The sequence below is a fragment of the Nonomuraea fuscirosea genome (genome assembly GCF_035917475.1).
Taxonomy (GTDB): Bacteria; Actinomycetota; Actinomycetes; order Streptosporangiales; family Streptosporangiaceae; genus Nonomuraea; species Nonomuraea fuscirosea.
In genome coordinates, this window is sequence record NZ_CP109074.1 from 5,832,908 (window position 1) to 5,853,025 (window position 20,118).

At 72.2% G+C, this 20,118-nt stretch carries 12 protein-coding genes; 5 read left to right on the forward strand and 7 right to left on the reverse strand.

Translation table 11 applies throughout. From position 1 onward, the window contains the following. Positions 1 to 8: 8 nt before the first annotated feature. From scpA to OIE67_RS26650, 5 genes are all read right to left on the reverse strand, one after another. Positions 9 to 2,162, reverse strand: a complete 2,154-nt coding sequence (scpA, locus tag OIE67_RS26630) for a methylmalonyl-CoA mutase (protein WP_326644914.1) — start codon at positions 2,160 to 2,162, stop codon at positions 9 to 11. Next, complete coding sequence (locus OIE67_RS26635) at positions 2,159 to 3,964, reverse strand: methylmalonyl-CoA mutase subunit beta (protein ID WP_326644916.1); 1,806 nt, start codon at positions 3,962 to 3,964, stop codon at positions 2,159 to 2,161. The genes scpA and OIE67_RS26635 overlap by 4 nt, the downstream gene beginning before the upstream one ends. Before the next feature lie 108 nt (positions 3,965 to 4,072). Continuing rightward, complete coding sequence (locus tag OIE67_RS26640) at positions 4,073 to 4,831, reverse strand: peptidoglycan recognition protein family protein (protein WP_326644918.1); 759 nt, start codon at positions 4,829 to 4,831, stop codon at positions 4,073 to 4,075. Positions 4,832 to 4,913: 82 nt separating this feature from the next. Continuing rightward, positions 4,914 to 5,852 carry an S-methyl-5-thioribose-1-phosphate isomerase gene (mtnA, locus tag OIE67_RS26645; protein WP_326644920.1) on the reverse strand — a complete coding sequence of 313 codons (939 nt, stop codon included), beginning with the start codon at positions 5,850 to 5,852 and terminating at the stop codon, positions 4,914 to 4,916. Positions 5,853 to 5,884: 32 nt separating this feature from the next. Further along, the gene (locus OIE67_RS26650) at positions 5,885 to 7,750 is read right to left on the reverse strand and encodes a CASTOR/POLLUX-related putative ion channel (protein WP_326644922.1); all 1,866 of its coding nucleotides are present in this window, start codon (positions 7,748 to 7,750) and stop codon (positions 5,885 to 5,887) included. Between the two features lie 95 nt (positions 7,751 to 7,845). On the opposite strand from OIE67_RS26650, the gene OIE67_RS26655 reads away from it, so the two are divergent. Continuing rightward, positions 7,846 to 9,561 (forward strand): serine/threonine-protein kinase, encoded by a 1,716-nt coding sequence (locus OIE67_RS26655; RefSeq protein WP_326644923.1) that lies wholly within the window; start codon positions 7,846 to 7,848, stop codon positions 9,559 to 9,561. 58 nt (positions 9,562 to 9,619) lie between these two features. Further along, positions 9,620 to 10,729, forward strand: a complete 1,110-nt coding sequence (locus tag OIE67_RS26660; protein WP_326644925.1) for a DUF5925 domain-containing protein — start codon at positions 9,620 to 9,622, stop codon at positions 10,727 to 10,729. 154 nt (positions 10,730 to 10,883) lie between these two features. Here the strand turns inward: OIE67_RS26660 and OIE67_RS26665 are convergent, their stop codons facing one another. Together OIE67_RS26665 and OIE67_RS26670 are read right to left on the reverse strand one after the other, a co-directional pair. Continuing rightward, the gene (locus tag OIE67_RS26665) at positions 10,884 to 14,651 is read right to left on the reverse strand and encodes a hypothetical protein (protein WP_456094163.1); all 3,768 of its coding nucleotides are present in this window, start codon (positions 14,649 to 14,651) and stop codon (positions 10,884 to 10,886) included. Between the two features lie 284 nt (positions 14,652 to 14,935). Continuing rightward, positions 14,936 to 15,355, reverse strand: a complete 420-nt coding sequence (locus tag OIE67_RS26670) for a hypothetical protein (protein WP_326644927.1) — start codon at positions 15,353 to 15,355, stop codon at positions 14,936 to 14,938. 107 nt (positions 15,356 to 15,462) lie between these two features. Here OIE67_RS26670 and OIE67_RS26675 point away from each other — a divergent pair, with 107 nt between their 5' ends. Genes OIE67_RS26675 through OIE67_RS26685 form a run of 3 tightly spaced genes read left to right on the forward strand, consistent with a single transcriptional unit; the run spans position 15,463 to position 19,932 of the window. Continuing rightward, the gene (locus OIE67_RS26675) at positions 15,463 to 16,812 is read left to right on the forward strand and encodes a C39 family peptidase (RefSeq protein ID WP_326644929.1); all 1,350 of its coding nucleotides are present in this window, start codon (positions 15,463 to 15,465) and stop codon (positions 16,810 to 16,812) included. Positions 16,813 to 16,816: 4 nt separating this feature from the next. After that, complete coding sequence (locus tag OIE67_RS26680) at positions 16,817 to 18,673, forward strand: dipeptidyl-peptidase 5 (RefSeq protein ID WP_326644931.1); 1,857 nt, start codon at positions 16,817 to 16,819, stop codon at positions 18,671 to 18,673. Further along, a complete protein-coding gene (locus tag OIE67_RS26685) occupies positions 18,670 to 19,932 on the forward strand; it encodes a M20/M25/M40 family metallo-hydrolase (RefSeq protein WP_326644933.1) in 1,263 nt (420 codons plus the stop codon). Before OIE67_RS26680 ends, OIE67_RS26685 begins: the two co-directional genes overlap by 4 nt. Positions 19,933 to 20,118: the final 186 nt, after the last annotated feature.

The window sequence follows — 20,118 nt, forward strand, 5'->3', positions numbered from 1 at the left end:
GACGGGGGTCAGGCGGCGTGGCGGGCGGTGAGCTGCCGGAGCAGGTCGAGGGCGGCGTCGGCGATCACCGTGCCGGGCGGGAAGATCGCGGCGGCGCCCGCGGCCCGGAGCTCGTCGTGGTCGCCCGGCGGGATCACGCCGCCCACGACGATCATGATGTCGGCGGCGTCGAGCTCGGCCAGCGCCGCGCGCAGCGCGGGCACCAGCGTCAGGTGCCCGGCGGCCAGCGACGAGACGCCCACCACGTGCACGTCGGCCTCGACCGCCTGCCTGGCGACCTCTTCCGGCGTCTGGAACAGCGGGCCGACGTCGACGTCGAAGCCCAGGTCGGCGAAGGCGGTGGCGATCACCTTCTGGCCGCGGTCGTGACCGTCCTGGCCCATCTTGGCCACCAGGATGCGCGGGCGGCGCCCCTCGGCCTTGGCGAAGTCGTCGCAGGCGGCACGGGCGCGCTCGATGTTGCCGGCCGTGCCCGATTCGTCGCGGTACACCCCTGTGATGGTACGCACCTGCTCGGCGTGCCGGCCGAACACCCGTTCCAGCGCGTCGGAGATCTCCCCCACGGTGGCCTTGGCTCGGGCGGCGTCCACGGCCAGCTTGAGCAGGTTGTGCTCCAGGCCGGGCGCGGGATGCCCGGCTGCCTTGGTGAGCGCGCCGAGGGCGCGCGCCACGGCCTCGGGGTCGCGTTCGGCCCTGAGACGGGCCAGCTTGGCGAGCTGCTGGGCGCGTACGGCGCTGTTGTCGACCTTGAGCACGTCGATGACCTCGTCGCCGTCGGCCCGGTACTTGTTCACCCCGATCACCGGCTGCCGGCCGGAGTCGATGCGGGCCTGCGTGCGCGCGGCCGCCTCCTCGATGCGCAGCTTGGGCAGCCCCGCCTCGATGGCGCGCGCCATCCCGCCCGCCGCCTCGACCTCCTCGATGTGGGCCCAGGCACGCTCGGCGAGGTCGTGGGTGAGGCGTTCGACGTAGTAGGAGCCGCCCCACGGGTCGATCACCTGCGTGGTGCCGGACTCCTGCTGCAGCAGCAGCTGGGTGTTGCGGGCGATGCGGGCGGAGAAGTCGGTGGGCAGCGCCAGCGCCTCGTCCAGGGCGTTGGTGTGCAGCGACTGGGTGTGGCCCTGGGTCGCGGCCATGGCCTCGACGCAGGTGCGGGCGACGTTGTTGTAGACGTCCTGCGCGGTCAGCGACCAGCCGGAGGTCTGGCTGTGCGTACGCAGGCTCAGCGACTTGGGGTTCTCCGCCCCGAAACCGGACACGATCCTGGCCCAGAGCAGCCGGGCGGCCCGCAGCTTGGCGACCTCCATGAAGAAGTTCATGCCGATGCACCAGAAGAACGACAGGCGCGGCGCGAACCGGTCCACGTCCAGGCCGGCGCCGACCCCGGCGCGCAGGTATTCGGCCCCGTCGGCGAGGGTGTAGGCCAGCTCCAGGTCCAGCGTGGCCCCGGCCTCCTGGATGTGGTAGCCGGAGATGCTGATGGAGTTGAACTTCGGCATCTTCTCGCTGGTGTAGGCGAAGATGTCGGAGATGATGCGCATGGAGGGCGCCGGGGGATAGATGTAGGTGTTGCGGACCATGAACTCCTTGAGGATGTCGTTCTGGATGGTCCCCGCGAGCTGCTCGGGCGCGACGCCCTGCTCCTCGCCCGCCACGATGTAGAGCGCGAGCACGGGCAGCACGGCGCCGTTCATGGTCATGGAGACCGACATCCGGTCGAGCGGGATCCCGTCGAACAGCTGCCGCATGTCGTAGATGGAGTCGATGGCCACGCCCGCCATGCCCACGTCGCCCGCCACCCTGGGGTGGTCGGAGTCGTAGCCGCGGTGGGTGGCCAGGTCGAAGGCCACCGACAGGCCCTTCTGGCCGGCCGCGAGGTTGCGCCGGTAGAAGGCGTTGGAGTCCTCGGCCGTGGAGAAGCCGGCGTACTGGCGGATCGTCCAGGGCTGGTTGACATACATGGTCGGGTACGGGCCGCGCAGGAAGGGGGCGGCGCCCGGGTAGGTGCGCAGGAAGTCGAGGCCGTCGAGGTCGGCGGCGGTGTAGAGGGGTTTGACCGCGATGCCCTCCGGGGTCTCCCAGACCTCTCCCTCCGCGTCCGCGCTCTCGGCCGCCCGCCCCGGCAGCGGGGTCAGCGGGATGCCGGAGAAGTCGGGGATCATCGGCTCACCTCCAGGTCGTCGTAGGTCTCGTGCAGGACGGCCAGCGCGTCGCAGCCGGCGTGGAAGTTGGCGTCCACGCCCTCGTAGTGTCCCTTCCCCGCCAGCCACACCTTTCTCGCTCCCGCCTTGCGCAGGGCGGTGGCCACGGCGGCGGCGTGCTGGGCGTAGAGCTTGTCGCTCGAACAGAGGCAGGCCACCGACGCGCCGCTGACGGCGAAGGCGGTGGCGATCTGCTCGGGGTCGGTGCCCTGGCCGGAGGTCTCGGTGGCCAGGCCGCCCGCCTGGAACAGGTTGGCCGCGAACGCGGCGCGGGCGGTGTGGGCGGACAGGGGGCCGATGGTGGCCAGGAACACCTTGGGGCGCTCGGGCAGGGCGTCGGCCAGGTCGCGCAGCCGTTCGAACGGCTCGGCGTACCGAATCACCGGAAGGCCGTCGCGACCTGCGAGCGGCCCGCCGCCCTCCCTCAGCCGGGCGCCTTCCTCAGGCGCGCCGCTTTCCGATGGCGGGCCTTCTGGTGGGGCCGGGCGGCGGAGCGGGCGTTCGTGCAGGTCGGGGAACTCGCTCACCCCCGTGATCGGGAAGCGCCGGTGCGCGATGTCGTCCGCGCGGCGCTCCCGGGTGGCGGCGATCCGGCCGGCCACCAGGTCCCCGGCCGCGGCGATCCCGCCGGCCGCCTCGATCTCCTGGAAGAACGCCCAGGCCGCCTCGGCGAGGTCGGCGGTGCGGCGCTCGACGTACCAGGAGCCGCCGGCGGGATCGAGCACCCGCCCCAGCCCCGACTCCTCCAGCAGCAGCGACTGCGTGTTGCGGGCGATCCGCCGGGAGAAGGCGTCGGGCAGCCCGAGGCGGGCGTCGAACGGCCGCACGGTGACCGCCTGCGCCCCGCCCACGCCGGCGGCGAAGCAGGCCAGGGTCGTCCGCAGCAGGTTCACCCACGGGTCGCGCGCGGTCATCATGGCCGCGCTGGTGACGGCGTGCTGCCGCTGGCCACCGGCCTCGGGCGCGCCGCAGACCTCGGCGACCCTGGCCCACAGGCGGCGGGCCGCGCGCAGCTTGGCGATGGTGGCGAACTGGTCGGCGGTGGCGGCGTAGCGGAAGTCGATCTGCCCGAGCGCCTGCCCGGCGGACAGGCCGCCGCCGGTGAGCGCCCGCAACTCGGCGACGCCCGCCGCGATCGAGCAGGCCAGCTCCTCGGCGTCGCTGCCGCCGGCGTCGTGGTAGTGCGTGGCGTCCACGGTGACGGCCCGCAGCCCGGGGAACCCGGCGGCGCAGCGCCGCGCCAGCTCGATCCCGGCGGGGCCGCGCGCGGCGGAGGCGCCCAGGTTGCCGCTGGGCGTGACGTCCCGGGCGGCGGCCAGCTCGAACAGGACCTCGGCGGCCTCCGCCGTCAGCTCGCCCGCCTCCAGGACGACCGGGGCGAGGTCGAGGTAGACGTCCTGCAGCACCGTGCCGAGCTCGCCCACCGGGATCGCGTCCGGGCCGACGACCAGCCAGAGCGAGGTGACGCCGTTCTCCAGGTCCGCCAGCACGGCCTCGGGGTCGGCCACGGCGTGCCGCTGCCGTACGTCCCAGCCGGCGGCGGTCGCGGAACCGCGTACGTAGGGGGTCGCGCCGGGCACCCCCGGGTCGCCCGGCAGATCGTCCGCGTCGTACAGCGGCGCGACCGTGATCCCGTCGTACGTCGTCCTGGACAGCACCTCCTCCGGCGCGCCGGCCTCGGCCCCCGACTTGCGCAGGACCTCGGCCGCCAGCGCGCGCCAGTCGTCCCGCGAGATGGACGCGAATCCCGCTGCCAGTTCCATGGTTCGGATAGTAGGCGGAATGCCGGAATCGCAGTAACCCCGGGTAGCCCCCTGTGTTCCAGGTCACCCCTGTCCCTGACGACCGGCGGTCTGCGGCGGAGCAGCGGCTCAGGCGATCGGCGCCTCCCACGTCAGCCGCCACGTGACCGGCCCCACGATCCCGTCGTCGTCGACGCCCTGGCAACGCTGGAAGCGGCGGCACACGTCACGGGACTCGGCCCCGTACGCGCCGTCCACCTCAAGCTCCCAGCCCCGCCGCAGCATCTGCTCCTGCCAGGTGCGCACGTCCTGCCCGCGCGTCACCGGCGGGTAGGTCAGCAGCCGGCCGGGGAGCGGAGGCGCGGAAGGCCCGCTCTGCCCTGGGCGTGGGGCGCCGCGCCTGACCCAGGCGTAGAGGGGCTCGCCCGGGCAGTCGGTGGCATAGCCGTCGCGGTGTCCCTTGATCTCCCTGCCCGCGCGGCCGCGGTCGCGTACGTGCTGGATCGCGTCCAGGACGGCGTGCAGGATCCCGTCGGGCGGCTGGACGAGACCGGCGTTGCCGACCAGGCCCAGCACGGCGTAGTGGCCGGCGTTGAGCCCTGGGCCGTTCGCGGCCGGCAGGTGGTGCAGGCCGCGTCCCTCGAAGACCTTGCGGTGCGGGCAGGCCACGAAGGAGTAGCCGATGTCGATCCAGCCGTTGCCGTCCATGTGGAAGCCCTGGATCGACTGCACCAGGGCGACGCAGCGGGCGTGGTCGGAGACGATGTCCGGATCGACCCTTCCGCCCGTGTAGTGAACCTTGACCCCTTTGGCGGAGTCGAGCTGTGTGTAGTCGCCGCGCGGAGCGCGTGCGTTCCAATCGCGCCGTAACACCAGGTCGATGGCCACGGTGATCTCCGAAGGGTCGCTGTCGGGACCACTGAGCGTAACGCGGCGGGCGCGGACAGGTCCTGGAGATCGGCGATTTCGTCTAGGGCCTGATGACCCGCCGGTCCGTGACGATCGCGCTGATCAGGTCGTGCGGCGTCACGTCGAACGCCGGGTTCAGCGCCCGCGTGCCCTCGGGCGCCACCCGGACGCCCCTGACGGACACGATCTCGTCCGCGCCGCGGTCCTCGATCTCGATCTGGTCGCCGGTGGGGGTGTTCGCGTCGATGGTGGACTCGGGCGCGACCACGATGAACGGCACGCCGGCCCGTTCCGCGCCGAGGGCGAGCGCGTACGAGCCGATCTTGTTGGCGGTGTCGCCGTTGGCGGCGATCCGGTCGGCGCCGATGAGCACCGCGTCGACCTCACCCCTGGCCAGCAGGTACGGCCCCGCGGAGTCGGCGATGAGCCGGTGCGGCGCCCCCATCCTGGCCAGTTCCCAGGTCGTCAGCCTGGCTCCCTGCAGCAGCGGCCGGGTCTCCAGGGCGAGCACCTCGGCCAGCCGCCCGCGTTCGTGCAGCGTCTGGACCACGCCGAGTGCGGTGCCGCGTTCGACGGCGGCCAGGCCGCCGGTGTTGCACACGGTCATGACGCGCAGCCGGTCGCCTTCGAGCAGGTCGGCGCCGCGCTCGCCCATGGCCACGCAGGCGGCGAGGTCGTCGTCGCGCACGCGCAGCGCGGCGGCGAGCACCGCCTCGCGGCCCTCGTCCAGGTGGGCGGCGGCCTGGTCGACGCCCCAGGCGAGGTTGACCGCGGTGGGCCGGGCGGCGCGCAGCTCGGCCAGCAGGACCGGGTCGCCGTCGGCCAGCACCACGCCGAGCGCCCCGGCCACGCCGAGCGCGGGGGCGCCGCGCACGGCCAGCCGCTTGATGGCGGCGACGAGCTCGGCGACGGTGCTGATGCGCAGCATCACGCACTTGTCGGGGAGCAGGGTCTGGTCCACGAGCTCGACGGCCCCGTCGACCCAGTCGATGGTCCTCACAGCAGGAACGCTAACCCACCCGGCGCCCGGGCTCAGCGCTCGGCCAGGACGATCACGGAGTCCTGCTCCGCCAGGACGATGGGCCGCGTCTTGTCCGGGTTCAGCACGATGCCGTAATGGGGCGGATCGTTCCTGGTCGCGGCGTCGCGGTAGCCGATGGCGGTCTCGCCCCTGCGCCGCGCCGCCTCCACGACGGTGGAGAACGTCACCTCCGAGCCCGGTGTGACGTAGTCGCCGGCGGGCCGCGGGTAGATCTCCGAGCCGCGCGAGTCGAAGAGGTAGCCGAAGACGTCGGCCAGGTGCCGGTTCTCGGCGAGCTGGGCCAGCAGCAGGCCGATCACGGTGTCGCTGATCACGATGTCGTCGGCCTCGGTCACCTCGGCCAGGGCGCGGTTGCTCTCGTCGTGCATCTCGCTGACGATCGAGTAGTGCTCGCCGAGTGTGCTCTGCATGTCGCGCAGCTGCAGCAGCGTCATGAGGGTGCGCGTGTCGGAGTGGTGGGCGTCGAAGCGGTCGTCGGAGAGCACGATGACGTGCTGGAAGAGGCCGACGCCGAGCGACTCCAGGGCGAACCTGTCGGTGGTGTCGCAGTCCTTGACGTTCACCGTGAGGTTGCGCAGGCCGGCCAGGTTCGTGCCCGCCTTGGGATGGTCGGCGGCGATCTCCAGGACCGATCCGGGGGCGACGTAGCCGTCGAGGTAGCGCACGATCTGCTCGGCGCGGCCGTTCCAGTTGAGCAGGAGCGTGCGCTCGGTCGCGGTGGGCGTCGCCGGGGCCGCGGCGATCACGGACTCGTCGATGCTGGGCTTGCCGGCGGCCAGGCGCACGTGGGAGTCGTCGTGCGCGATGACGACGACCTGGTCGTCGGCGTTGATCACGGTGTCGCCCGGCGGGTTCAGCACGACGCCGGCCGGCCGGCGCAGGCCGATGACGGAGGCCGTCTGGTACGCGTGCAGCGCGTCCCCGTACGTGACCCCCACGAGCTTCTTCGGGGTGCGCAGGTAGATCTCGCCGCCGTCGAAGTTGAGCAGGTCCATGCAGACGACGGACATGCCCGACTGGCGCGAGGACTGCACGATGAGCCGCGAGGCGGTGTCGTCGGAGTCGACCAGGTGCACGTCCGGGCCGCCGGCCAGGCGGGCGGCGGCGGCGTTGCGGCTGGAGGTGAGCCCGGCCACGACCGGCGGGTGGATGCCGTCGCGCTTGGCGAGGGCGAGCAGGATCTTGATGACGTGGGCGTCGGGATCCTCGCCCTCGGGCGAGAGCACCACGACGGAACGGGCGGCGGCCAGGTTCATCAGGTCGAGGTCGCGCGGCTCCGTCGGCCTGCCCGTACGGCACACCAGGCGGGTCCTGCCGAGGTCGCCGACGTGCTCGCGGATGTCCTCCTCCATGGCGAGCTTGTCACGGTCCGCCAGCACGGCGATGACCGAGCCCTTCTGGCTGGCCTGGGCCTTGACCAGCTCGGTCACGATGGTGAACATCTGGTCCGACCACCCGAGCACCACCGTGTGCCCGGACTCCACGATCCGCGAGCGCCCCCTGCGCAGGCGGTCCACCTTCTGCTTGAGCCCGTTCGACAGCAGGCCGACGAGCATGCTCACGATGAAGAGCCCGCCCAGCGAGCCGGCGAACATCACCGCCATGTACCCGAGCGAGCCCTTGTCGCTGGCCACCCGGCTCGGGGTGAGCGCGTGCATGAGAGCGATCCAGAGCACCTCGCCGGCGTGCGACACGCCGTCCGGCTCATTGGGCGCAAGCCACAGGGTGAACGCCGTCACCAGCACGATCAGACCCACCGAGACGACCGCGAGCCAGCCGATCAGCGAGGCCGTGCCCTTGGACATGGTGTTGTCGAACCAGTAACGCGCCCGTTCACGGAACGTGACCTTGGACACTTCCCCGATACCTCCGCGTAAGGAGTGATTTCACCCGACGACACAAGGTACCGGTGGATCTTTCGTTCCGCATGACGACAGGTAACGTATCGGCCATGGCGCAGCCCCTCACCCCCGACGATCCGGCGTCACTGGGCGGGTTCCGCCTGTCCGGGCGCCTCGGCGAAGGCGGGCAGGGCGTGGTCTACCTCGCCCATTCCGGCGACGGCGAACCGGTCGCGATCAAGCTGCTCAACACCGGTGACAGAGAGACACGGGCCCGCCTGGCGCGCGAGCTCGAAGCCCTGGAGGGCGTCGCCTCGTTCTGCACGGCGCGCGTGCTCGACGTCTCGACCGACGGGCCGCGGCCTTTCGTGGTCAGCGAGTACGTCGACGGCCCCTCGCTGGCCGACCGGGTGCGGGAACGCGGCCCGCTGCGCGGCGGCGACCTCGAACGGCTCGTCGTCGGCACCGCCACCGCGCTCGCCGCCATCCACGCGGCCGGGATCGTGCACCGCGACTTCAAGCCGGCCAACGTGCTGCTGGGGCCCGACGGGCCGCGCGTGGTCGACTTCGGCATCGCCAGGGCCGAGGGCGCGGCCACCATGACGTCCGGGCTGATCGGCACGCCCGCTTACCTGGCGCCCGAGCAGATCTCCGGCGTGCCCGCCTCGCCAGCCTCCGACGTGTTCGCGTGGGCGACGTCGATGGTGTACGCGGCGTCGGGGACGAGCCCGTTCGGCGCCGACACCGTACCGGCCGTGTTACATCGGGTGCTGCACGCCGAGCCGGACCTGTCGCCGCTGCCGGCGCGGCTGCGGGAGGTGATCGGGTCGTGCCTGGCCAAGGATCCGGCGCTGCGGCCTTCCGCACGGGACCTGATGATGTCCCTGGTCGGCCCGGGCACCATCACTCCCGGCACCATCGCTCCCGGCACCGCCGCTCCCGGCACCGCCGCCCCCGGCACGGCCGCCCCCGGCACCGTCCCTCCCGGCATCGTTACCCCTGGCACCGCTGTCGGCCCCGGCTCCGTTCAAGCTCATCCGCATCATCCGGATCCTCCGCCCGCCGCGTTCCAGGGACAGAGGACGGGACCTCGGGACGGAGGACCTACCGGTCCGCAGGGCGGAGGACCTACCGGTACTGGTCCACAGGACGGAGGGCCGACCGGTCCGCGGTCCCCGGCGGAGACCACGGCGGGCACCTCGCGCCGACCTCCTGGGCGCAACGTGCTGATCGGAGTGGTGGTGGCGATGATCGCCCTGGGCGTGGCCGGCGGCACCGTCCTCATGCTGAACCCTCCGTCCGGCACGAGAGCGGAACGCACGCCGCCGGCCACCTCCACCACCGACACCTCCCCCTCTCCTACGGACTCCCGGACGGCGACGGAGGAGGAGACGACCCCGGAGCCCGCTCCCAGTGAGACGGCGAGCCCGACGGCCAGTGACACGCCGACGGATTCAGGCGAGAGCGAAACGCCCACGGCCGACCCCGACCTGAAGATCCCCGCCGCCTTCGAGGGCGACTGGCGCGGGCACACCACCAGCACCAACCCGATGAGCCCCGGCGGCGCCGACAACGAGGTGGACCTGCGGGAGGGCGAATCCACCGCGGGATGGGCGGAGAAGGGGGCGAGCGCCGACTGCAAGGGCACCATCACGCTGACCAAGGTGGAGCAGACCCGTCTCACCTTCTCCCTGGGCGCGAACGAGGGCGGCTGCGTCCCCGGGACGATCACCCTGGATCGGGACGGAGACGCCCTCACCTATACCTGGCGCGACGTGCCGGGCCTCGGATTGGTGACCCAGACGGGTAAGCTCGAGAAGAACTGAGCGGTTTCGCAGTCAAAACCCTTCGACATCCGGCGCCGAGACGGAGATCATTAACGGTATGTCTGTGATCAGGGAGGTGCCGTTCGCCAGCCCGGACTCCTCCGAGCTTCCGATGAACATCTGGATCGACGACGCCGACTCCGCCATCGACGTCATCGACGCGCTGGCGCTGTCACCGTTCGCGACCGGCACGCAGCCGTGGTCGCGGCTGGCCAACCTGGAGCGGGTGCGGCCCGACGCCACGCTGACCCCCGCGGGCGGTCGCGTGCTGCGCACCGCGCGAGTCGAGGACGGCTCCGAGTCCCGGCTGATCTGCGGCGACGGCTGGACTCTGCGCGTCGTACGCCACCGCAACCGCACCGCGACCGTCAGCGTCACGGCGGTCGACGAGGACCTGGCCAAGACCGTGCTGGCGGAGAGCATCGACGGCGCGGAGGAGGCCGCTCCCGACGTCGACCACATCGAGATGGGCTTCTGGTGGCGCGGCATGCACGGCGGCACCCGGTCGGAGAAGCCGATCACGGCCCAGCCGTGGCCCGAGATCAGCGCCAACTACTCGGCCAAGGTCCGCCCCTCCCTCGACCGGCTGATGTCGATCACCCCGGCCGACGTCAACGGCCGCCTCATCCTGCTCCACGGTGAGCCGGGCACCGGCAAGACCACCCTGCTGCGCTCGCTGGCCAAGCAGTGGCGCGACTGGTGCCAGGTCGACTGCGTGCTCGACCCTGAGCGGCTGTTCAACGAGCCCGGCTACCTCATGGAGGTGGCCGTCGGCTACGACACCGACGAGGACGCGCAGCGCTGGCGTCTCCTGGTGCTCGAAGACTGCGACGAGCTGATCAGCTCGGGTGCCAAGGCGCAGGCGGGGCAGGGCCTCTCACGCCTGCTCAACCTGACCGACGGGCTGCTCGGCCAGGGCCGCGACGTCCTCGTGGCGATCACCACGAACGAGGACCTGGCCCGCCTCCACCCCGCCGTCGTCCGCCCGGGCCGCTGCCTGGCCCAGATCGAGGTGGGCCCGCTGAGCAAGGAGGAGGCGGTCACGTGGCTGGGCTCGAAGGAGGGCGTGGGCCCGTCGGGCGCGACCCTGGCGCAGCTGTACGCGCTGCGAGCGGGCCGCGACATCGTCCCGACCCCCGGCGACGAATCCACCGGCCTCTACCTGTGACCACCCACCCCGCCTGAGCCCTGTCTCCCGCGCTCCCACCGGAGCGCGGGACTCCCCCGAGCCCCGGTCGCCCGGCCCAGCATGACCGGTTCCCCCGGACCGGGCGGGCACTGAGGAGGGCGGGATGAGCGCCAGGCCGAGGTCTGGAGGCGAGTCAGGTGAGGTAGGTGTGCAGCCGGCGCGCCTCGCGGACGAAGTTGTTCGACGCCCGGCGCCGCGCGATCTCCGCCACGCAACCCACCACTCCTCGCGCCCCCGCCCACCGCGCCGCCCGCAGCGCGAACGTGAGCGCCTGCGTGTGCCGGGTGTGCGACCGTTCCCCAGGCCCGGGCAGATAGGCGGTCAGGAACCCCGTCATGATCCCCCACACCTCCCGATGCGCCCCGAGCCCGGCCGCCCCCTCCAGCGTCTCGAACACCGGCCCCGTCCTCAGCCCCGCCCTGCGAACCAGCAGCGCCAACTGCCGCCCCACCTGCTCACCATCGAGATCCCCCCGGGCCGCCATGCCCACCACCGCCCGCGCCCGCTCCCGTGGATCCCCGGACCAGCTCCGATCAGCCACGAAGTACGCCTGCACCAGCGCCACCGCCTCCCCCGCAACCCCACCGCCCGACACCAGCGCCTGAGCCAGTCGCGGCTCGACACGATCCGGACGCCACCGTTCGAGCAGATACGGCACGAGATGAGCCGCCACGACCTCCCGATGAGACGGCATCAGATACGGCCACCCATGCATGCAACCACCGGCCCCCCGCCTCCCGCGAACGACGGCCCCGGTCATCAACTCGTCAACCATCGCCAGGCCGGTCGGCTCCGCCCCAAGAAGCCGTGGCACGAGCGCGTGCACCCCACCTTGGACCGGCTCGCGGTCGTCACGATACGCAACCGCCGCCCCAGATCCCGCCCCCTCCACGGGCAGCCGCATCCCACGGTCATCGCGATAGGCGACGCCCGCACCGGATCCGGACCCTCCCCCGGACACGCGCATCCCACGGTCATCCCCGTCGGCGACCCCCGCACCCGAAGCCTCCCCCTCCACGGACAGGCCCATCCCACGATCATCCCCGTCGGCGACCCATGCCCCAGAACCCGACCCCTCCACGAGCAGGCGCACCCAGGTGATCTCGGCGCGGGGCTCCGGCTGTTCACCGCGCAGCCGGAGGGCCAACGCCTGACCCGCCGCCGAGGTCAGCCGCCCGGCCCGTACGACCACGTCCGGCGCGACCGTACGCGGAACCCGCAACAGCGCCTGCGCCAGGTCGGCCGGCATGGGCTCGACTCCACCGCGCTCATAACCGGCCACCCGCTCGACCAGCCGCCCGGCGTCCACATGCCCGGTCCCCTCGGTGGGCTCAGCCAGCAGGTACGGGGGCAGCGTCCCCGCCACGATCCCGTCGTACACCTCGGCCAGACGCCGCAGCAGGAACAAGTGCGGCGGCGCCACCTCCCCGACCTCCGGCAGCCGTAAATGCCCCCACCCCCGCCTCCCCTTCCTCATCCCCTGCGCCGAACCCCCGACCCCGACACCAGCCGACCCCTTACCCGGTCCCCCGTCCCCCACGGCAAACACACCACCAGCCGACACCCCGGCCGCGCCCGCAATCGGCACACCACTCCCCCACCCGCCACTTACCTGCCCGCCGCTCCCCGGACCACCGCTCTCCAGCCCGCCAAGACCCAGCGCGCCGCTCACCCGACCATCGCTCCCCGGCCCGCCGAGACCAGGGGCGTCGCTCACCTGGCCACCACCGCCCAACGCGCCCCTAACCCGCCCATCACCGGTCAGCGCGCTGCTTACCTGCTCGCCATCGCCCGACCCTTCAATCCCCGGCCAACCGTTCTCCGGTGCGGAGGCGGCGCCGACAGCAGGTCGTGCCATCAGCTCGGTGGAGCCGTTCGCGATCGAGCGGGCGATCTCCTCCACCCACTGCTCGACCTCCGTCCACGGTCCCGGCGGTGGGTCGGCCGCGTGCGGAACCTGCGACAGGCGCGCCTCCAGCCCAACCCGGTCCTGCTCGTACAGCCGCACAACCCCGGCCAGCCACGCCTCCGCGACCTCCCATCTCGTCACCACCGGACGAACGTCCAAATCCGCGGCCGACATCACGGGCGGGGGAAGATCGGGAACCTGCGGCGGCTCAGGCAACGACACTGGCACGAACCCGCCGCCGTCCCGCGCATCAAGGCCTGTCCTCTCCCCGAACAGCTCAGCCAACGTCTCCCCGACCCCCTGCGGCAATACGGCGACCGCCTCCCTCAGCGCCTGCGCCCCCGCGCCCGTGAACCGTCTGGCATGCTTGACCGCCACCCGCACCGCCCGGCCCTGCACGTCACCGGACTCGCAGCCGAACGCCTTCCCCAGCGCCGCCGCCAGCGGATCGAGGTCGGCGTCCGGATGGGCGGCGGCGAACTCGTCGAGCCACGTCAGCCCCGCCGTCAGCAGCTTGCGCTCACCCCTGGCCAGCAGGGCCCGCAACGCCTCCGTCACCTCCGCCGGGTCCGCCTCCCCGAGCCGCCGCACCTGCTTGAGGGCCGTCTCCGCCACGGCCCCTGGCGCGGCGGGCAACAGTCTCAGGTAGTCGCGATGGCGCTCCCTCACCTCGTCGCGCGTAGGCGCGAGCAAATCATGCAGCCGTACGAAGAAGCGCAGATCAGCCGCATGCCCGCCGCGCAGAAACCGCCGCAGGCACCCGTCGAGCAGCACATCCCGACCGATCCTCCCTTCGCGCGCCAGCGCAGTTAGCGCTGTCAGCCAGCCACACCCCGCATCCCCGGTCCGCGCGAAACCCCGGGCCCTGAGCACGGACCCGACGGGGATGGCAGGGCTGGCAGCAGTGGCGCCGGCAGGGTCGGCGGCAGCGAGACCAGCGCGGCTGACCGACCCGGAGAGACTGCGGTCGACAGACCCCAAAGGCCTGGCGGAATCGACGGCCACGGACAACCCGGCAGAGTCGGAGTACTCAGCGTGCCCGGCGGACTCGGCACGCCCGACGGACTTGGAGGGTCCGGCGGACTCGGGACGCCCGGCGGACTCGACGCGCCCTGCGAGCCCGTCATCCCCCGATCCGCCGTCCTCGAAGGATCCGAAGGACCCAGCGTGCCCGGACGACTCCGCGGACTTGGCGGCCCAAGAGGATCCGGCGATGCTTGTCGTAGTGAGGTCGGGGCGGTCGTGGCGCAGGGCCGCGCCGACGCCTTCCGCCTCGAAGAGCCGTGGCAGGAGGTGGTCGAGCAGCGGGTCCGTACGGAGGCTCGCCACGCTGGGTGAATGAGCGGCCCAGGCCACCACGAGAGGATCATGCTCGGGCGGGGTAGCGCCACTGCGCCGCAGCATGGCAAGCACCAGTCCCGAGACAGGACTCGTGGTGACGGCACTCCTGCGCGAGACCGGGCGCAGCTTGAGCGCGGCGCGGACGGCGAGCTCGGCCTGCCAGGCGGGCGGACGGGCCGACAGCACGCGTTCGAGTACGGCGGAGGTGGTGTCACCGCCGTACGCGTCCCAGTGGTCCTGGAGGTCGCGCCGATTGAGCCAGGCGACGACGGCCGCCACGCCGCCGATCGCGGCCGCTCCGGCGACGAGCATGGGGGCCGCCCAGCTCTCGTCCGCGGCCAGGGTCCAGGGCGGGTTCCAGGGGGTGTCCCGCTGCCAGCGTTCGTGAGCGGATACGGTACGGCCGGCGCGGGCGGCCGCGCGTACGTGCTCCCGCCAGGCGGCTTCCGTGACCTGCTGCCGCCTGATCTCGCGAGCCTGACGCCTGGCCTCCGCCCGTTTCCTGGCCACGGCGAGGTAACCAGGAAGCGCCGTGGCGACCTCCCGGCGGGCCCGTTCATCGAGCCGCAGCAGGCGCCCGGCCACCAACTCCAGATCCCCGGTATCGATGGCCGCCACCACGGCGTCCCAGCCCACCTCCACAGGCGTCAAACCCGTCCCAGCCGAGCCCACAGCACTTGAACTGGTCCCGGCCGCCGAGCCTCCGTGCTGCGAACCCATCCCCGCCGAGTTCCCGGCCCGCCAAGCCACCCCCGCTGAACTCCTCCTGATCGAACCCGCCGTCGCCCCTGTGGACGGCGAAGTCGCACCCGTTTCTGCCGATGCCGACTCCCCCGTGCCCCGAGCCGCCGTCTCCCGGACACCTGCCTCCCGGTCGGGCGCCTTCCGGCCCACCGGGGCCGTGGTCGTTCTGCGGGTGATCGGCTGGTCGGCGGTCACGGAGCTGCCTCCACCGCCGTGCGTGCCGTGGTCCGGGTCGTCAGCACGTGCTTGTGCACGCTGCATGAGCCCTTGGGGTCGTGCCACCCCTGGCACGCGCTCTCGCCCGCCCGTGCCCCGAGCGCCGTGCCGGCCACGGCAGGCGGCCCGGATGCGGGCGATGGCAGCGCTGCACCGGATGGCTTGGGGTGGGTCAGGAAGCCGGGTAACGCCGCGTCGCCGGGATTCGAGCTTCCGGGTCTGCTACCGGTCAGCGTGGACGGGCCTGTGCAGGAGAAGGAGAGGCCCGCGCCTGGAGCGGCAAGGTCCGCGCAGAAGGCGGTGAGGCTCCGGCAGGAGGCGGTACGGCCGGTGGAGAAGGTGGTGCGGCCAGCGCCGGAGATGGCGTAGGGGTGTGTCTGCAGTGCGGATGTCATGACCGGCACCATAGAGATGATCACTGACACAATCGGGCCGGCGTGTGACCGGCTGGTACGTAAAACATCCGATGTGCGACATGGAGCACGAAAGCACAATGTGCCTGGTGCTCACCGTCGACCTGGCCCGCGTCGCCTTCACCCGGTTCGCTCTGCCAGAGACCCCTGCGCGCGTGTGGATCGGCGAGGAGCGCGCGATCGGCTTCGAGGCCACCCAGATCGTGCCGTCGTGGACCGCGCGCACCGCGCCCGGTTCCTGGATCGAGGTCGAGTTGCGTGCCAGGACCGCGGCCGGCGGGCTGACCAAGTGGTACGTGATGGGCCGCTGGTCTGAGCACGGCGAGCCGCGTACCTCGGTGCCCGGCCAGGGTGACGAGGACGGGGACGTGGCCGTGGACACGTTCGTGGCCAGGCGACCGGTGGTGGCGTACCAACTGCGGGTGACCCTGCACGGCCCGGACGCCCGCCTGACGGGGCTGGGCGCGATGGCCTCTGCGCCCCCACGACACCAGCCCGATCTCGCCCCGGCCCCACCCACCACGGACCTCCCCGATCCACCCCACCTAGGCACGAACCTTCCCGATCCGTTCACCCCCGGCACAGGCTTCCCCAGTCAAAGACCGGTCGGTCCTGCGATGCCTGGTCCTGCGATGCCTGGTCTCGGGATGCCCGGCCCAGCGGTACCCGACCCTGGGACGCCCGATCCGAGGGTGCCCGGTCCTGCGGTGCCCGGTCCCGCGGTGCCCGGTCCAGCGGTACCCGGTCCAGCGGTACCCCGTCCTGGGATGCCCGGTCCAGCGGTACCCGATCCAGGGATCACCGATCCGGGGTCAGCGGTCGGTGGGGCCGTGGAGTTGGTGGTGCCGCGGCGGTCGCAGCACACGCACGCCGGTCACCACCCCCACCTAGACGGCGGCGGCGCCAACTGGTGTGCTCCCGCCTCGACGGCGATGGTGCTGGAGTTCTGGGGACGAGGGCCGAGCCCAGGCGAGCTGGCCTGGGTGGGTGACGGTGATCCGGCGCCGGGTGTGGATCACGCGGCGGCGGGCACGTACGACGTGAGCTACCAGGGCACCGGCAACTGGGCGTTCAACGTGGCCTACGCGGGCCGATACGGTCTGTCCGGATTCGTCACGCGGCTGCGGTCGGCGGCGGAGCTGGAGCGGTTCGTCCGGGCCGGGATCCCGGTGATCACCTCGCAGTCGTTCAAGTCCCATGAGCTGCCCGGCTCCTGCTACACGACCAGCGGCCACATCATGGTCGTCACCGGCTTCACCGCCGAGGGCGACGTGATCGTGAACGACCCGGCCGCGCCGCGCGACTCCGAGGTGCGCAGGGTCTATCCGAGGGCGGCGTTCGAGCACGTGTGGCTCAGGAGCTCGGGCAGCGGCGGCATCGTGTACGTCGTGCATCCACCCGAGTTCCCCCTTCCTCCCTGTACCAACGGCAATTGGTGAGTTGATGAGCATTCGACCGATCGACGTGGCCCGTACCGACGGAGGCCCCCAGTGGGTCGAGGCGGTGGACACGCCCTCCGGCGTCGAGGTCTGGTGGGACGAGCCGCGTCCGCACGAGGGCGGCCGGCGCTGCGTGGTGCGCCGCCTGCCGGACGGCTCCCGCGTGGACGCGCTGCCCGAGGGGTGGAACGCGCGCAACCGCCTCATCGAGTACGGCGGCCGCTCATGGCGCCCCCTGCCCGGCGGCGGCCTGGTGTTCACGAACTGGTCCGACCAGCGCCTCTACCGTCTGGACGGGGACACCCCCGTGCCGCTGACCGAGGCCGGCCCGTCCCGCTACGGCGACCTCTACCTCCCGCCCGGCCGGGACGAGGTGTGGGCGGTCAGGGAGATCGACGACGCGCGTGACCTGGTGGCGGTGCCGCTGGACGGCGGCCCGACCAGAGTCATCACCAAAGCCCAACATTTCCTGATGAATCCCCGCATTTCGCCCGACGGCCGTCATGTCTCCTGGATCGGCTGGAACCACCCCAACATGCCCTGGGACGGCACCGAACTGTGCGTGGCCGAGCTGCGAGAGGACGGCACCGCCGGCCCGTACCGAGTACTGGCGGGCGGCCCGGCCGAGTCGGTGACGCAGGCCGAGTGGCGCGACGCCACCGCCCTGTACGCGGTCACGGACCCCACCGGCTGGTGGAATGTCCACCTCGTCCCCCTGGACGGCTCCCCCGCCCGCAACCTCACCCCGACGGAGCTGGAGTTCGGCGCCGCCGCCTGGAAACCGGGACTGGCCTGCTTCGCCGTCGCCGACGACGGCCGCCTCGTCGTCGTGCACGGCACCGCCGACCGCCGCCGCCTGGGCGTGCTCGACCCCGCCAGCGGCGAGCTGCGCGAGCTGGGCGGAGCGGCCACCCACTGGGCCTCGACGGTGTCCGTGGCGGGCGGCCGGGCGGCGGCGGTGGGGGCGACGCCGTACACGCCGCTGGAGGTGACGCTCGTCGGCCTGGACGACGGCGCGCACGAGGTGGTGTCGGCGCCCAAGCCGCTCCCCGACCGGGACCTGCTGCCCACTCCCGAGGCCGTGACCGTCGAGGGCGTGCACGCGCACCTGTACCCGCCGGCCGGTGAGCAGGGGCCGAGCCCGTACGTGATCTTCGTGCACGGCGGCCCGACGGGGAACATGCCGATCATGCTCGACCTGGAGATCGCGTACTTCACCAGCAGAGGCATCGGCGTGGCCGTGGTGAACTACGGCGGCTCGACCGGCTACGGCCGCGCCTACCGGGAACGGCTGCGCCACCAGTGGGGCGTGGTGGACGTGTACGACTGCGCCAAGGTGGCGCGCGGCCTGGTGGAGATGGGCCGGGCCGACGCCGCCAAGCTCGCGATCAGGGGCGGCAGCGCGGGCGGCTGGACCACCGTCGCGGCGCTCGTTCACAGTGACGTGTTCGCCGGCGGCGTCGCGCACTACGCGATCACCGACCCGGAGAGCTGGGCGGCCGAGACGCACGACTTCGAGTCCCGCTACCTCGACGGCCTGGTGGGCCCGCTGCCGGAGACCCGGGACCGCTACACGGAACGCTCCCCGCTGCTGAACGCCTTCAAGGCGTCCGGCCCATGCCTCATGCTGCACGGCCTGGAGGACGCGATCGTGGACGTCGGCCAGGCCGAGCGGTTCACCGCCGAGCTCGACCGGCACGGCAAGGAGTGGGCCCTGCTGACCTTCCCCGGCGAGCAGCACGGCTGGCGCAGGGAGGAGACCATCGTCGCGGTGCTGGAGGCCGAGCTGGCCTTCTACGGGCTGATCTTCGACATGGAGACGCCCGGGGTGCCGCCACTGACACTGAAGGGAAGAGCGTGAAGAGCGTCGCCGAGATCTGCTCGGATCTGATCAGGTTCGACACCACCAATCCCGGTTCGGGGGAGCGCCCGGCCGCCGAGTACGTGGCCACGCTGCTGGCCGACGCCGGGCTGGAGCCGGTGGTGTTCGAGTCGGCGCCGAAGCGGACCACGGTCGTGGCCAGGATCGCCGGCGACTCCCCCGACGCGCTGCTCGTGCACGGCCATCTCGACGTGGTGCCCGCCGACCCGTCCGAGTGGCGGATGCACCCGTTCTCGGGAGAGATCACGGACGACTGCGTGTACGGCCGGGGCGCGGTCGACATGAAGGGCTCGTGCGCGATGACCCTGGCCACGGTGCTGGACCTGGCGGCCAGGGGTGTGCGGCCCCGGCGGGACCTGGTGCTGGCGTTCCTGGCGGACGAGGAGGCCACCGGCGACTACGGCTCCCGGCACGCGGTCACCGAGCACCGCGAGCTGTTCGACGGCGTGACCGAGGCGATCAGCGAGTCCGGCGGTTTCAGCGTGGCCGCCGGCGATCACCGGGTGTACCCGATCGCGGTGGGCGAACGCGGCACCGCCTGGATGCGGCTGACCGCGCACGGCGTGGCCGGCCACGGCTCCAGGCCCCCCGTGGACAATCCGGTCGCGACGCTCGTGCACGCCCTGTCGCGGGTGGCCGCCCACCAGTGGCCGGTACGCCTGACGCCGTCGGTCGCGGCGCTCGTCGAGAGGCTGTCGGAGATCACCGGGCAGCCGATCGACCTCGACCGCCTGGACGCCGAGGCGGCCCGGCTGGGGCAGCTCGGCAATCTGTTCAAGAGCCAGATCCGCAATTCGGCCAACCCGACGATGCTGGACGCCGGCTACAAGGTGAACGTGGTGCCCTCGACGGCCGGGGCCCACGTGGACGGGCGCTACCTGCCGGGGCTGCAGCAGGAGTTCCTGGAGACGATCGACGAGCTGCTCGGCCCGAAGATCACCCGGGAGTTCGTCAACCTGGAGGACGCGCCGGACGCGCCGTACCCGTCGGCGTTCTTCGACGAGCTGGCGGGCGCGCTCGTGGCCGAGGACCCGCGGGCCCGGCCGGTACCGTACGTGATGGCAGGCGGCACGGACGCCAAGTCGTTCGCCAGGATCGGCATCAAGGGGTACGGCTTCGCGCCTCTCATGCTCCGGCCCGATCTCGACTATTTCGGGATGTTCCACGGCAAGGACGAGCGGGTGCCGGTTGAGGGCCTGGAGTTCGGCACCCGGGTCCTCACCCGCCTGCTCACCTGATCCCCACAGTTCGAAAAAACCGAAAAAGACGCCTAAGGCATACCAGCTGCCCCCACGCTGAGTCGGGCATGCACCGCATGCCCGACTCAGCGGACGTTTGCTCCACTCCCACCCGCGTACCGGCGTCCAACCGGCAGCGCAGGATAGTGGAACAAAGCATTCCGTTCTGATAGAGTGAAGACACAC

Excerpts from the sequence above, each read along its gene's own strand:
- scpA (WP_326644914.1), bottom strand. The coding sequence starts at position 2,162 with ATGATCCCCGACTTCTCCGGCATCCCGCTGACCCCGCTGCCGGGGCGG.
- OIE67_RS26635 (WP_326644916.1), bottom strand. The coding sequence starts at position 3,964 with ATGGAACTGGCAGCGGGATTCGCGTCCATCTCGCGGGACGACTGGCGC.
- OIE67_RS26655 (WP_326644923.1), top strand. The coding sequence starts at position 7,846 with ATGGCGCAGCCCCTCACCCCCGACGATCCGGCGTCACTGGGCGGGTTC.
- OIE67_RS26660 (WP_326644925.1), top strand. The coding sequence starts at position 9,620 with ATGTCTGTGATCAGGGAGGTGCCGTTCGCCAGCCCGGACTCCTCCGAG.
- OIE67_RS26670 (WP_326644927.1), bottom strand. The coding sequence starts at position 15,355 with ATGACATCCGCACTGCAGACACACCCCTACGCCATCTCCGGCGCTGGC.
- OIE67_RS26680 (WP_326644931.1), top strand. The coding sequence starts at position 16,817 with ATGAGCATTCGACCGATCGACGTGGCCCGTACCGACGGAGGCCCCCAG.